Source organism: Kitasatospora sp. NPDC085879 (assembly GCF_040686255.1).
GTDB lineage: Bacteria > Actinomycetota > Actinomycetes > Streptomycetales > Streptomycetaceae > Kitasatospora.
The window spans coordinates 1-13,348 of the sequence record NZ_JBFBJZ010000080.1 but is presented as its reverse complement, the minus strand read 5'-3'; the positions used below and the strand labels follow the sequence as shown (position 1 = coordinate 13,348).

Sequence of the window (13,348 nt, the reverse complement as noted above, 5' to 3'; positions counted from 1 at the left end):
ACCACCGATTACGGGACAGAGCCGCTGATTTGACACTCCCTCAAGCGGATCTGCCGCGTCCTGGGCATCGCCCGCTCCTCCTTCTACGCCTGGCGCGCCGGTGAGCAGGCCCGCCGCGCCCGCGAACGGGCCGAGGACCTGCTCGCCGCCGAGATCACGGTGATCCACCTGGCGTCCAGGGGTGCCTACGGCGTCCCGCGCGTGCATGCGCAACTACGCCGCCGGGGCCGAGTGGTCAACCGCAAGAAGGTGGAGCGGATCATGCGCGAGCGCGGCATCGCGGGTGTCACCCGGCGCCGGCGCCGCGGGCTGACCCGCCAGGCCCGCAAGCCGGTCTTCGCCCCGGACCTGATCGGGCGCGACTTCACCGCACCCCGCCCCGGGATGCGGCTCGTCGGCGACATGACCTTCCTGCCAACCGAAGAGGGCTGGCTCTACCTGGCCACCGCGATCGACCTGGCCACCCGCGAGGTCGTCGGCTACGCGATGGCCGACCACCACCGCGCCGAACTGCCGGTGGCCGCCCTGCGGATGGCCGCCGGCCGCGGCGCCCTGGAACGCGGCTGCATCTTCCACACGGACCGCGGCAGCGAATACACGTCGACTGAATTCCGAAGCGAGATAAGCAAGTTGGACATGAGGCAGTCGATGGGAAGAGTCGGCTCCTGTTACGATAACGCCGCCGCCGAGAGCTTCTTCGCCGTATTGAAGGAGGAGATCGGCACCCGGGTCTGGCCGGACCGCGCCACCGCCCGCGCGGAGGTCTTCGCGTTCGTCGAGACCTTCTACAACCGCAGGCGCCTGCGGAAACACCCCGAGTGGGGCTACCTCACGCCACTCGAAATCCGCCAGCGGCACCAGCAAGGTCACACCCTCGCGGCATAGACAGAGAGTGTCCAACCGCAGGGTGGAACTTCAAAGACGCCCAGGCCCGCGTGCTCGCCGCAGGCCTGCAGGAGTACTACTTCCGCGACGGCGGCCGCCGTGCCAGCGGACTGGCCGTGGAGTTCGCCGGGGTCCAGTGGGCCGACTTCGGCGTCCTGTGACCGGGGCCGGGCGGGCTGGTGCTCGCGGGTGAAAGCGCTGCCGGCCGCCCCGAGGGGCGGCCGGTGTGCACGGGCGTCGCGGTCAGCCGCAGTGGGAGTTGAATTGGTGGTTGATCTCGCCGTTGATGCCGCCCTCCCAGTCGATGCACGAGCCCGGCGCGTACAGGTACACGGGGCCGGCGTAGGTGGTGTAGAAGCCCACGTCCTGCTTCCACTCCGTGGTGCCGGACTTCTTGATCGACGCCGAGACGTCCACCAGGTAGGAGCTCGGGTGGGTGCGGACCGTCACAACACAGTTGTTGCCATTGGAACGGTTGTAGGTGAGGAAGACCGTCCCGTTCTGCAGCGGCAGGGTGTCGATGACGCTGTAGCCGGAGCCGCACGCCCCGTTGTACGTGGCGGCCTCGGCCACCGCAGGGGTGACGGCCACGCCGGCGGCCGCGACCGTGGTCACCGCCGCACCCAGGGCGGCCCGCTTGAGGAACTTCTTCATGCTTCTACCTGTCATCCGTGTTCGCTGCTCGATCGGCTGGCAGCCGACGTCGTTCCGGTGTGGGGATCGCCCCGGCCGGCCCGTGATCATGCTGCTGGCCCGCGGTATCGTCACGGTCGCGTCCGTGTAGCGCTGGCGGCTCCGCCGCCGTCACCGGGCAGCTCGGTGTCTCGCAGCGGACCGTCCAGCGCTGGCTCAGGGGCACCGCTGCCCCGAAGCCGCCGGGCAGGCGATCGCCGATGCGGTCCGGGCCGGCTGGCAGCGGTGGGTGTGCCGGGCCGCCGAACGCGACGGCTTCGTGCTCAGCGCGAGCGCGCAGTTCGGGTTCGCCAGCGCGGCCGGCTTCACCGACGACCCGCGGCTGCGCCTGATCACGCAGCACCTGCCCGGCGATGTCGCCCGCGAGCTGTTCGTAGCACGGGACGCCGGCGCATCCGTGGACGACCAGGCCGGCATCCTCGCCGCGGGTCTGCAGGCGCACTACTTCCGCGACGGCGGGCGCCGCGCGTCCGGCCTGGCGGTGGAGTTCACCGGGATCGAGTGGGCCGACTTCGGCGTCCTGTAAGAGCCGCAGCCCTGGAACGCCCATCGCGTGTGACTGAGCGCTTCAGTTGGCCAGTGAGTGGTTGACTTGGCCAGCTGAGCGTTCGGCGTGCCGTGACCGGTCGCGATGGTGACACCGAGGTCTGGAGGTGGCCCGCGTCAGACACCAGCGTGGCTCGAGGTGACTACCAGAGCCAGCGGTCGAGGAACTCGACCCAGATGTAGCCGATTTAGCCGTCGAAGGCGGGCGGGTCGATCTTCTTGAGCTCGTCCGCGAGCAGGCCCAGTTCGGCGAGAGCCTCCTCCTCTTGGTCGCCCGGATCGCTGAGGATGTGTGACTGAGCGCTTCAGTTGGCGGATGAGTATCTGAGTTGGCGGGTGAGCTTTCCGATTGGTGCTGTGGGGACGGGCGGTGGTCCCTGTTGTACGGCGGGGTGCTCGCCCGACGACCGCTGCTCCAGAGCGTCTCAGCCGTGACGGTGTCGGGACACGTCGTAGAGCAGCCAGTAGTAGGGGGACCCCTCGTCGGTGGGACGGAGGCTGTCCAGGATCTCGTCGCCTCGTGGATCGTCCCGTAGCGCCAGCCGTACGGCTGCTTCCACACGCACGTCCTCGTCCGGATCGGTGAGGCAGGTGGCGAGTGAGTCCGCAGCGCCCTGGTGGTGTGCGGGTGCGGAGGCGAGGGCTCGGCAGGCCTGCACGCGTACCATCGAGTCTTTGTCCTTCGTGCGCTCCACGGCTGCGGAGAGGGCCTTGTGATCGCCACTTCCGATCGGTCGGTGCAACCCGGAGAGCGCCGTTCGCCGGACCTTGCTGTCGATGTGACGGGTGAGCTCGGTGAGCGGCTCGTCGCGGCGCGGGTCCTGGGCATCGGCCAGGCCAGCGGTGAGCGGCCGGGTCACGCGGGGGTCCGGCTCGCTTGCCACCCAGGGCAGGAAGAGGTCGACGAGAGGTCCGTCGAAGGGCGCGTCGTCGCTCTCATCGAAGAGGTTGGTCAGGCGGAGGACCTCCGCGCCGAAGTAGCGCCCGAGCGCGTCGGGCCGGTCGCGCAGGGCAGCGGCCGCGTCCCAGGTGGCGGCGCCACGGCGCTCCACCAGCGTCGCAGTGGTCTCCCACCAGATCGCGTGGTCGATGTCGGGCTCGGCCAGCGCACGGGAGAGCAGTTCGTCGAAGGACGTCGCGATGCCGTACGACCTCTCCAAATTTGTGAGTATCGCCGCGTGCCCGGTTCTGATGGTCAGGCTGCCCAGTGACAGTTGCTCGCAGTTCCCAGAATCGGATGAGACAGCTCTACGGGCGACTGGCCCTTGTCGGCCGCTTCTGCGACACAGCTCGGCCACGAGGTCCGTCTCGTGCCAATACTGGGCCAGTGCCAGGGCGTTGCGCCCTTCGGTGTCTGTGATCCACATGTGAGCGCCGCGGCTGATGAGGAGGTTCGTGATGTCGTAGGAGCCCAGTTCGATCGCGCGAAGCAGCGGGGTGCGGCCGAGGCCGTCCGCACGGTCCGGACGCGCACATCCTTTGAGGAGGGTCTCCACCGTCGGGAGATCGAAGGCTTCCACGGCCAGGCACAGGACAGGGGCGCCGTGCTCGTCGGCGATGTCGGGGTCGGCGCCTGCCCGCAGCAATGCATCCACCACCCGTGCGTCCCCGCTCCGTACCGCAGCTATGAGTGCTTTCACCATCGTGCCCCCTCCGTACCCGTTCGCTGGCCCGCCGTGAAGGCAGGACAGGCCCGAGGAAGCCTAGCCGCCTGCAACCGTGGTCAGGTTGTTGTCATCGCTCAGAAGAGACCTGCCGACGATCCTGAGCGCTGCTCTTGGCGACTGAGCGAGATGGGCGTGTGTTGTCGATGGCGGCGGCGAGTTGGTCGGCGTAAACGTTGAGCAGTGCCTTCAGCTCGCGGTAATGGGGGTGGTCGTCCGTCTGTCGGAGCCAGGTGCAGGTGAATCTGCGGTGGTACTTCCAGAGGCGGCAGGCTTCCGGGTCGGTTGCGATGTTCGAAGGGCACGGGGAGAAGAAGTACTCGCCCTGGGTGACGCGGGCCCAGATGTAGGCGGAGACGGCGAGCCGTTTCCGGTCGTCGATGATGGCCCGGTTGCCGGGCCATAGCTGCAGCTGGGCGACCATGTGGTTCCAGATCGCGGGCGGCAGCGTCCAGTCGGCGAGGCATTGGCGGCGGTGCTGGTAGTCGATGCGGGGCGAGGCTTCGAGATCAGCGACGATGGCGTCCAGGGCGATGTCGAAGGCGTGGAGGTTGTCCTGGGTGCGAGCCCATTTCCCGAGTTTGGTGCCGAATCCGACACCGTGCTCGCCGGCCTTGATCCCCAGGAACTGGGCTGCTTCGAGCAGGCTGCCGCCGCGGGCGCGTCGGACGAGGTGGGTGGCCGCGTTGCGACGCAGGATGAGGCTGCTGACGCCGGTGAACGCGCCGAGGTGCCGGTCTGCCCATTCCTGGGGGAGGAACGCCGGGATGTGCTCCGGCCGGTAGTTGACCTGGCTCATGGGGATGCGCCGGCCGCCCGGTCCGGTGCGGCGGTAGGCGGGGACGAGGGTCTCGGCGACGGCGAGGAACCGCCAGGAGCACGATTGGCGTTGCCGCTTGAACGCGCGGTCCCAGCTGTGGTGGCGGGTGGGGGTGATGCCGGTGCGGGTGCGGTTCTCCACCGGCATCAGGGGGACGATCGCGGTGCGGAGGTCGTCCGCGGACAGGATGCTGTCGGCGGCGTGGAGGAACGCGGCGCTCGCGCGGGCGTCCGCTGGCAGGGCGTTGGAGTACTGCTTCTCGTCGGGGCCGTGCTGTTCGGCGATGTATCGGTCGGCGGCGTCGGTCGCCGCGGTCGACGTGTCGGGGCGGACCTGGGACCAGGTGATGACGACCAGCGCGGCGACGAGCTGCAGTTCGGTGAAGTACTGGCTCGATGCGACCGCTGAGCGTTGCGACGCGAGCATCGAGAGGATCTTCTCCTGAAGGGCGAGGAGTTCTGGACCGGGATGGTCCTCGGCCAGGGCGGGGACGCGATCGAGCCGGCCTTCGCAGATGTCGTCGCGGCTGCGGGGGTTCGGGTGAAGCCGGGGCGGCGCTGGCGGCACTGGGCGGGGTGCAGCCCGCCGATGGTAGGCAGCGCGATCAGGTGGCTGTGCGAGCGGGATGCGAAGGGCCGCAGGCAGGTGGGGCATAGGTGTTCGAGGAAGCGCTGGTGCCGCAGACAGGCGAAGAAGACGGGAAGTCGCCAGGCGCGTTGCCAGGGCCCGCCGTACCGGCTCTGGACGGGAGAACCGTCGCCGGCCAGGCAGGCCGGGCAGTAACGGGGTGAAGCTTCCCCGTGAAGCTTCCCCGTGATCTCGGACACTCGTTCTTACGCGGCGAGGGTGTGTCGTAGTCGGGTCTCGTGCGGGGTCAGGTAGCCCCAACTGGCGTGCTTGCGCAGTCTGCGGCGGTTGTAGAAGGTCTCGATGAACCAGAACACTGCGGCTCTGGCGGCGGTCCGGTCGGGCCAGGTCCGGGTGCCGATCTCGGCTTTCAGGACCGCCCAGGAGCTCTCGGCGGCGGCGTTGTCGTAGCAGGAGCCCGTTCGGCCGGTGCTCGCTCTCATGTCCAGCCTGGTTATCTCGGTGCGGAGTTGGGTGGAGGTGTATTCGCTGCCGCGGTCGCTGTGGGCAATGCAGCCCGGCTCCAGTTGGCCGCGTCTGTGGGCCATCTGCAGGGCGTCGACGACCAGGTCGGCGCGGTGGTGGTCGGCCATCGCGTAACCGACGACCTCGCGGGTGGCCAGGTCCAGCCAGCAGGCCAGATAGAGCCAGCCCTCGTCCGTGGGCAGGTATGTGATGTCGCCGACCAGGCGGGTTCCTGGCCGGCTTGCGGTGAAGTCGCGGCCGATCAGGTCCGGAGCGGGTCGGGCCTGCTTGTCTGGACGGGTCAGCGACCGGCGGTGGCGGCGGGTGACTCCGGTGATGCCGCGTTCGCGCATCAGGCGCTCGACCCGCTTGCGGTTCACCACGTGGCCCAGCCGCCGCAGCTCGGCATGGACGCGCGGGACGCCGTAGGCGCCCCTGGAGGCAAGGTGGACCACCGTGATCTCGTGCGCGAGCGCATCGTCGGCCCGGCGACGCGCGCGTCGTGCCTCCTCGCCTTCGGCCCAGGCATAGAAGGAGGAGCGGGGCATGCCGAGAATGCGGCACAGAAAAGCGACCGGATGGTTGGCCTTCTCCGCCGCGATGAACCGGTAGACCTCGCTCACCGGTCGCTCTCCCGCGCGAAGAAGGCCGCTTTTTTCAGGACCTCGATGGTCTTCTGCTGTTCGAGGTTCTGCCGGCGCAGACGACGAAGCTCCTCGTGCTCGGCACTGGTCAGTTCACCGGGCTTGCCCTCACCGCGGTCTATCTTGTCCTGCTTGACCCAGCTCCGCAGGCCTTCGGGGCTCACGCCCAGGTCCCGGGCGACCTCGGTGACCGTCTTGCTGGAGGAGCGGGCCAGCGCGACAGCGTCCCGCTTGAACTCCTCCGAGTACCGCTTTCCCTGCTTGTTGCTCACCTGGCTCTACTTCCTCTGGAACCTCACGTCCCAGTCTCCAGGTGTCCAGGTCCACGGGGAAGCTTCACACGGGTGGCGACCGAGGCGCTGCCCCAGCCCCCAGTTGAGCCCGTTTTCCGTCAAGTGCCAGTCATGGCAATAGCGTTCACTAATGCCGGACGTATTGACTGAGTCATGACATTAAGTCACCATCGGCTGGGCGCGCCTCGTTCCTCCCTCCGTTCCTGCGGACCCCCACAGGAGGACAGTCATGCGACTGCCCCGACGCAGCCGGCCGGCCCTCGCCGTCGCCGCCCTGCTCTCGCTCGCCCTCGCCACGCCCCTCACCATGACTTCCGCATCCGCCCGGTCCGGCACGCCCAACGTCACCGTCGACGAGACCCTCAGGCAGTACGCGATCGACGGCCCGAGCACCGTCGCCGAGCGGACCGTGATCGCCGCCACCGGCGCCTCCATCGACGAGGTGGACGCCCGCTCCGTGGTGGTCAGCGCCAACGCAGCCGAACTGTTGCGGCTCAGGGCGCTCGGCTGGAAGCCCATCGCTCTGCCCGGCCCTGAGCAGGAAGCCCCGCAGCTCAGTACCACGCTCAACGACTTCCCGAGCAAAGACTCCGCCTACCACAACTACGCCGAGGCCACCGCCGACATCAACGCGATGGTCGCCACCCACCCATCGATCATGAGCAAGCAGGTGATCGGTAAGTCATACGAGGGCCGAGACATCGTCGCGGTGAAGGTGAGTGACAACGTCACCACCGACGAAAGCGAGCCCGAGGTACTGCTCACCTTCCACCAGCACGCCCGCGAGCACCTCACCGTCGAAATGGCGCTCTACCTGCTGCACGAGTTCGGCGACAAGTACGCGAGCGACTCGCGAATCGCGAACATCGTCAACAGTCGGGAGATCTGGATCGTCCCGGACCTCAACCCGGACGGTGGCGAGTACGACATCGCGACCGGTAACTACCGCAGCTGGCGCAAGGACCGACAACCTAATACCGGCAGCAGGTACATCGGCACCGACCTCAACCGGAACTGGAACTACAAGTGGGGCTGCTGCGGCGGCTCCTCCAGTTCCACCTCCAGCGAGACCTACCGGGGCAGCGCGCCCGAATCCGCAACGGAGACCAAGGTCGTCGCCGACTTCGTCCGCACCCGGGTGGTCAGCGGCAAGCAGCAGATCACCGCGGCCATCGACTTCCACACCTACAGCGAGCTGGTGCTGTGGCCGTTCGGCTGGACCACCGCCGACACCGCAAGCGGCATGACAGCCGACGAAGCGAAGACCTTCGCCACTTTCGGCCGCACCATGGCCGCCACCAACGGCTACACCCCCGAGCAGTCCAGCGACCTGTACATCACCGACGGGTCGATCGACGACTGGCTGTGGGGCGCGCACCGGATCTTCGCGTACACCTTCGAGATGTACCCGACCTCCAGCAGCGGCGGCGGCTTCTACCCGCCCGGCTCGATCATCGACCGGGAGACCAGCCGCAATCGAGAGGCGGTGCTGCTCCTGCTGGAAAATGCCGACTGCATGTACCGGGCGATCGGCAAGCAGCAGCAGTACTGCGGCATCGCGAACTGAGCTCCGGTAGAGGTGGTTCGCAACGCCACTGACCATCGACTCGTCAACCCGTGCGCCATCGTGCCGATGATGCAGGCCGTTCTTGTCGGCGCCGGCAAGAACGGCCTGCTGCCGAGGCTGGTCCCCGGCAGCAGGCACGACTACCGGCCGGGCATGCTGACGTGATGCCGGAGGAACCTCAGCGACAGCCGGGCCGCCAGCGCCGGTCCGGGCGGCGGGCGCAGCGGCAGGATCGTGCTCTGGGGTACCACCTGGTGTGCCTCGCCGACGTCCTGCGGGCGATAGGTCAGGACTTTCCGGCGTAATCGCCTACGGTCACGAGCAGGCACGGCGGACGGACCGCTCGGCCTGACGGTCACCCGGTCCGCCCCGCGCTCACCGCCCGTCCTCACGGCCCGGGCCGCTGCTCCAGAGCGTGCAGGACCTTGTCCAGCGTGATCGGGAGGTTCCGCACGCGCACCCCGCAGGCGTGCCACACCGCGTTCGACACCGCGGCGGCCGTGCCGACGATGCCGATCTCCCCGATGCCCTTGGACCCCATGGCGTTGACGTGGGGGTCGTGCTCGGGCAGCCAGTGCGCCTCGATCCCGTCGACGTCCGCGTTGGCCGCGATGTGGTAGTCGGCGAAGTCGTGGTTGACGACGTGGCCGGTGCGGGGGTCGAGCACGCTCTGCTCGTGCAGGGCCATCGACAGCCCCATCGTCATCCCGCCAACGAACTGGGACCGCGCCGTGCGCGGGTTGATGATCCGGCCCGCGGCGAACACGCCCAGCAGGCGCGCCACCCGCACCTCGCCCGTGTCGATGTGGACGCGCGCCTCGGCGAACTGCGCCCCGAAGGCGTGCATCGCGTAGCGGTCGTCGGCCGGACCGACGGCGCCGGAGGCCTCGGCCCCGTCCGGCGGCTCGGCCCCGTGCTCCTCGCGGAAGGCGCGTGCGGCCTCGACGACGGCCGAGCCCCAGGTCGTCATGCCCGAGGAGCCCCCGGCCACCGACGCCACCGGGTGGTCGGTGTCGCCGATCCGCACCTCCACGCGGTCCACCAGCACGCCGAGCGCGTCCGCCGCGATCTGCGCCAGGGTGGTCCACGTGCCGGTGCCGAGGTCGGCCGCCCCGATCTCGGCGACGTAACGTCCACCCTCCCGCCGGATCGTCGCCGTCGACTTCGTCATGCGGCTGACCGGGTAGGTGGAGGCCGCGACGCCCGTGCCGACCAGCCAGTCGCCGCGGCGGCGCACCCCGGGCCGCGGATCGCGCCGCGACCAATCGAAGCGCACCACGCCCTCCCGCAGGCAGCCGACGAGGTCGCGGCTGGAGAAGGGCTTGCCGGAGCCGGGTTCGACGGCGGGCTCGTTGCGAATCCGCAGCTCGACCGGGTCCAGTCCCAGGCGCTCGGCCAGCTCGTCCATCGCCACCTCCGGGCCGAACATGCCGGGGCACTCGCCCGGTGCGCGCATCCAGGAGGGCACCGGGACGTCGAGCGCGGCGAGCCGGTGCGTGGTCCGCCGGTTCGCCGAGGCGTACATCATCCGCGCGGGCACCCCGGTCTGCTCGGCGAACTCCTTGATGCGCGAGGTCTGTTCGACGACGTCGACCGCGAGCGCGGTGAGCCTGCCGTCCCGGTCGGCACCGAGGCGGCACCGCTGGACGGTCGGCGTGCGGTAGCCGGCGAGGGCGAACATCTGCTGCCGGGTCAGCGCGATCCGCACCGGCCGGCCGGGCACCGCGCGCGCCGCCATCGCGGCGAGCACCACGTTGACGTGCGGCTGCCCCTTGGACCCGAACCCGCCGCCCACGTACGGGCAGACGACCCGCACCCGCGCCTCGTCCAGACCGAACAGTGGCGCCAGGACGGCACGCGTCGGGTGGACGCCCTGGGTGGAGTCCCACAGGGTGAGGAATCCGTCACCCGCCGGGTCCCACAGGGCCGCCGTGGCGTGCGGCTCCATCGGGTTGTTGTGGTACATCGCGGTGGTGTACGTCTCGTCGACGGTCACCGCCGCGGCCGCCAGCGCGGCGTCGACGTCGCCCTCGGAGGTGTCGGCAGGGAAGTCCGGGTTCACCTTCTCTGGCGCGTACAGGTCGTCGCGGTCGGCCCGCAGCTCGACGTCGTGCGCCTGCCGTGCGTAGCCGACCCGGACGAGAGCGGCCGCGTGCCGCGCCACCTCGGAGCTGTCGGCGACGACCAGGGCGACGACCTGGCCCCGGAAGGCGACCTCCTCGTCCTGCAGGACCGCCAGCTCGCGGTCCTCGGTGGAGGCCAGACGTTCGGCGGTCGCGGGAGTGAGCACCGCGACCACACCGTCGAGTGCCTCGGCGGCGGCGGTGTCGAGCGCGGTGACGCGACCTCGCGCGATCGTGGCCTGGACGGCGTGCAGGTAAGCGGCATCCGCCAACGGGGCGTCACCGGCGTAGCCGGCGGTACCCAGCACCTTGACCGCCCCGTCCCGGCGGGACAGATCGCGGCCGACGGCGTCCGGCTCGCTCGGGAACGTCATCGGGACTCCTCTCCTGCCAGGCCGCGCAGGGTGGCGGCGAGGGTTCGGCGCAACAACGGGATCTTGAACGCGTTGCCGCCGTCCAGCCCCTCGGCCGGCCGGGCACCGGCCAGTTCCGCGTCCGCGGCGTCCCGGTAGCTCCGCTCCGAGGCCGGCGCACCCCGCAGCGCCTCCTCGGCCCGGTACGCGCGCCACGGTGCGTGCGCGACGCCGCCGAACGCGACCCGCACGTCCACGATCACGCCGTCCTCGACGTCGAGCGCCGCGGCGACGCTGACCAGCGCGAAGGCGTAGGACGCGCGGTCGCGCACCTTGCGGTAAGCCGAGCGGCGGGCGATCGGCGCGGCCAGCAGGTCGATCGCGGTGATCAGCTCACCGTGCTCCAGGACGGTGTCGCGCTCGGGTGCGTCGCCGGGCAGCCGGTGCAGCCCCACGAAGGGGACGGTGCGCTCCCCGGCCGGACCGCGCACCCGCACCCGCGCGTCGAGCGCCGCCATGGCCACCGCCATGTCGGACGGGTGGACCGCGATGCAGTGCTCGGAGGCGCCGAGAACCGCGTGGTGCCGGGTCCACCCGCCGATCGCGGAACAGCCGGAGCCGGGCTCCCGCTTGTTGCAGGGGGTGGTGACGTCCTGGAAGTAGGCGCAGCGCGTCCGCTGCAGCGGGTTGCCACCGACGGTGGCCATGTTGCGCAGCTGCCCCGACGCCCCCGACAGCAGTGCCTGCGACAGCACCGGGAAGCGCTCGCGCACCCGCCGGTCCGCGGCGAGCTCACTGTTGCTGACCCCCGCGCCGATCCGCAGACCGCCGCCGTCGAGCTCCTCGACCTCGGCGGGCAGGACACCGGCGAGGCCGACCACCAGCTCGGGCGCCACGACGCCCAGCTTGAGGTGGTCCACCAGGTTCGTCCCGCCGCCGAGGAACACCGCGCCCGGATTCCCGGCCACGCTGCGCACGGCGGCCGCGGCGTCGACGGGGCTGAGGTAGTCGAACGGCTTCACCCCGCCACCTCCGTGCCGGTCGCCCGGGGGCCGCCCGGCCGGGGAGGCCCCGGCCGCCTGCCGGACGGCGGCCACGATGTTGACGTAGGCCCCGCAGCGGCACAGGTTGCCGCTCATCCGCTCGGCCACCTCGGTCCGGTCCAGCCGTGGCGCCCCCGGGCCCTCGGTCACCGCGCTCGGCCAGCCCCTGGCGAACTCGTCGAGCGCCCCGACCGCCGAGACGACCTGCCCCGGGGTGCAGAAGCCGCACTGGAGTGCGTCGCAGTCGACGAAGGCCTGCTGCACCGGGTGCAGGCCGCCGTCGGCGCCCGGTGGTCCGTCGCCGGTGGCCGCCCCGGCGGCGAGCCCTGCGGCGGTGACGACCTCGGCGCCGTCCTGGGAGACCGCGAGCGTCAGGCAGCTGAGCACGCGCCGGGCGCCGGACAGCACCGTGCACGCGCCGCACTGCCCGTGGTCGCACCCCTTCTTGGGGCTGGTCACCCCGAGCCGCTCGCGTAGGGCGTCCAGCAGCGTCGTGCGCGTGTCGACGGCCAGCCGACGCGCGACCCCGTCGACCCGTACGGTGATGTCCCTCTGCATCGCACGAGCGTCCCCGGCCCGGACGACGCCCACACGCCGCACGGCCCGCCGTCACACCCGCGGCGGCAGGCCGCGCCCCGACGCGCGCGCCCGGCACGGGCCCGGTGTCAGGGGGATGCCCTACGGTGGCGCCGTGACGAGTACGGGAAACGCGTCGAGTATGCGGTACCGGTTCTACCGAGCCGGGACCTGGACGAGACCTCGGAGTTCTACTCCCGCCTGGGCTTCGAGCCGCGCGGGCGCCGGGACGGGGAGGACAGCTACCTGATCGTCGTCCGGGGCACGGTCGAACTGCACTTCCGGTACGACCCCGCGGTGGACCCGTTGACCACGGCCGGCAGCTGCTACCTGCATGTCCGGGACGCGGACGCGCTGCACGGGGACTGGGCGCGGCTCGGCGTGCCCACCGACCGGGCCACCGGCAGCCGGCTGATGCCACCCACCGACACCGGCCACCGGATGCGGGAGTTCGCGCTGGTCGACCGCAGCGGCAACCTGCTGCGGATTGGCAGCCCGTCCGGGCAGCGCTGAGCGCCGACGCCATCCGGAGGCGGGGCCGCCCAGCCGTCTGCCCGTCCGTCCTGTCCGCGCGACCGGACGGCGTGTGAGCCACCGCGGCCGGTCACGGCTCGCGGACGCACTCGATCAGGTAGTCGACGTACTGCACGGCGGCTGTCCCGAGGGCTCTTTGCGAGAGTGGTTCCACGGTCAGGACTTTGAGCAGATTGCGGGGTACGTGCAGGACCCACCACAACTCTTCGGGGCGATGCGCCGCCAGGTCCCGGAGATGCTGGTGGCCGACCGATGTTGTGGGTGTCATGACCAGTCGCCGCGTTGCGCTTCCGCCTGGCTGGCGCAGCCTTCGTCGCCCGCTGGTCTGGTTGACCGCCTCGGGCTGAGGTCTTGCTGAAGCCGGCCGCGGTGGCTGCGACCGGCTGGGTGATGCGCGGGGGTCTAAGGTCGTCCGCCGGTAGGTGCTGGCAGCAGGGCAGGCACGGTTCACCCGATCATGGAGTTCTCTACGCTTCATGATCACCGGGGGATCCGTGCCTGCCGTCCCATCATGC

At 70.5% G+C, this 13,348-nt stretch carries 12 protein-coding genes and 3 pseudogenes; 5 read left to right on the top strand and 10 right to left on the bottom strand.

The features are described 5' to 3' along the window. Window positions 1–45 precede the first annotated feature (45 nt). Window positions 46–885: pseudogene (locus AB0P35_RS36275) on the top strand (IS3 family transposase); the annotation flags it as partial. 243 nt (window positions 886–1,128) lie between these two features. Here AB0P35_RS36275 and AB0P35_RS36270 read toward each other — a convergent pair. Then, window positions 1,129–1,539, bottom strand: coding sequence for a spore-associated protein A (locus AB0P35_RS36270; protein WP_363519551.1), 411 nt, complete (start codon window positions 1,537–1,539; stop codon window positions 1,129–1,131). A 268-nt stretch (window positions 1,540–1,807) separates the two neighbouring features. On the opposite strand from AB0P35_RS36270, the gene AB0P35_RS36265 reads away from it, so the two are divergent. Then, the gene (locus tag AB0P35_RS36265; RefSeq protein ID WP_363519548.1) at window positions 1,808–2,104 is read left to right on the top strand and encodes a hypothetical protein; all 297 of its coding nucleotides are present in this window, start codon (window positions 1,808–1,810) and stop codon (window positions 2,102–2,104) included. A 445-nt stretch (window positions 2,105–2,549) separates the two neighbouring features. On the opposite strand, the gene AB0P35_RS36260 is transcribed toward AB0P35_RS36265, so the two are convergent. The 5 genes and pseudogenes from AB0P35_RS36260 to AB0P35_RS36240 form a co-directional block, all read right to left on the bottom strand. After that, window positions 2,550–3,767, bottom strand: a complete 1,218-nt coding sequence (locus tag AB0P35_RS36260) for an ankyrin repeat domain-containing protein (RefSeq protein ID WP_363519546.1) — start codon at window positions 3,765–3,767, stop codon at window positions 2,550–2,552. 91 nt (window positions 3,768–3,858) lie between these two features. After that, a complete protein-coding gene (locus AB0P35_RS36255; RefSeq protein ID WP_363519568.1) occupies window positions 3,859–5,034 on the bottom strand; it encodes a hypothetical protein in 1,176 nt (391 codons plus the stop codon). A 248-nt stretch (window positions 5,035–5,282) separates the two neighbouring features. After that, a pseudogene (locus AB0P35_RS36250) lies at window positions 5,283–5,435 on the bottom strand (TniQ family protein); the annotation flags it as partial. 6 nt (window positions 5,436–5,441) lie between these two features. Continuing rightward, entirely contained in the window at window positions 5,442–6,323 is an 882-nt protein-coding gene (locus tag AB0P35_RS36245; RefSeq protein WP_363519543.1) for an IS3 family transposase, read from the bottom strand. Then, window positions 6,320–6,616 carry a transposase gene (locus AB0P35_RS36240; RefSeq protein WP_363519540.1) on the bottom strand — a complete coding sequence of 99 codons (297 nt, stop codon included), beginning with the start codon at window positions 6,614–6,616 and terminating at the stop codon, window positions 6,320–6,322. Before AB0P35_RS36240 ends, AB0P35_RS36245 begins: the two co-directional genes overlap by 4 nt. Window positions 6,617–6,866: 250 nt before the next feature. Between AB0P35_RS36240 and AB0P35_RS36235 the strand changes: the two genes are divergently transcribed. Together AB0P35_RS36235 and AB0P35_RS36230 are read left to right on the top strand one after the other, a co-directional pair. Then, window positions 6,867–8,204: a M14 family metallopeptidase gene (locus AB0P35_RS36235; RefSeq protein WP_363519537.1), complete on the top strand. Its 1,338-nt coding sequence runs from the start codon at window positions 6,867–6,869 to the stop codon at window positions 8,202–8,204. 12 nt (window positions 8,205–8,216) lie between these two features. Next, window positions 8,217–8,369, top strand: a complete 153-nt coding sequence (locus AB0P35_RS36230) for a hypothetical protein (protein WP_363519534.1) — start codon at window positions 8,217–8,219, stop codon at window positions 8,367–8,369. A gap of 223 nt (window positions 8,370–8,592) precedes the next feature. Here the strand turns inward: AB0P35_RS36230 and AB0P35_RS36225 are convergent, their stop codons facing one another. From AB0P35_RS36225 to AB0P35_RS36215, 3 genes and pseudogenes are all read right to left on the bottom strand, one after another. After that, window positions 8,593–10,701, bottom strand: coding sequence for a xanthine dehydrogenase family protein molybdopterin-binding subunit (locus tag AB0P35_RS36225; RefSeq protein WP_363519531.1), 2,109 nt, complete (start codon window positions 10,699–10,701; stop codon window positions 8,593–8,595). Continuing rightward, the gene (locus AB0P35_RS36220; RefSeq protein WP_363519563.1) at window positions 10,698–11,702 is read right to left on the bottom strand and encodes a xanthine dehydrogenase family protein subunit M; all 1,005 of its coding nucleotides are present in this window, start codon (window positions 11,700–11,702) and stop codon (window positions 10,698–10,700) included. Before AB0P35_RS36220 ends, AB0P35_RS36225 begins: the two co-directional genes overlap by 4 nt. Before the next feature lie 72 nt (window positions 11,703–11,774). Further along, window positions 11,775–12,281 (bottom strand): annotated as a pseudogene (locus tag AB0P35_RS36215) (2Fe-2S iron-sulfur cluster-binding protein); the annotation flags it as partial. A gap of 315 nt (window positions 12,282–12,596) precedes the next feature. Between AB0P35_RS36215 and AB0P35_RS36210 the strand changes: the two are divergent. Continuing rightward, the gene (locus AB0P35_RS36210) at window positions 12,597–12,812 is read left to right on the top strand and encodes a hypothetical protein (RefSeq protein ID WP_363519528.1); all 216 of its coding nucleotides are present in this window, start codon (window positions 12,597–12,599) and stop codon (window positions 12,810–12,812) included. A gap of 91 nt (window positions 12,813–12,903) precedes the next feature. Here AB0P35_RS36210 and AB0P35_RS36205 read toward each other — a convergent pair whose 3' ends face one another. Beyond that, the gene (locus tag AB0P35_RS36205) at window positions 12,904–13,101 is read right to left on the bottom strand and encodes a hypothetical protein (protein WP_363519525.1); all 198 of its coding nucleotides are present in this window, start codon (window positions 13,099–13,101) and stop codon (window positions 12,904–12,906) included. Window positions 13,102–13,348: the final 247 nt, after the last annotated feature.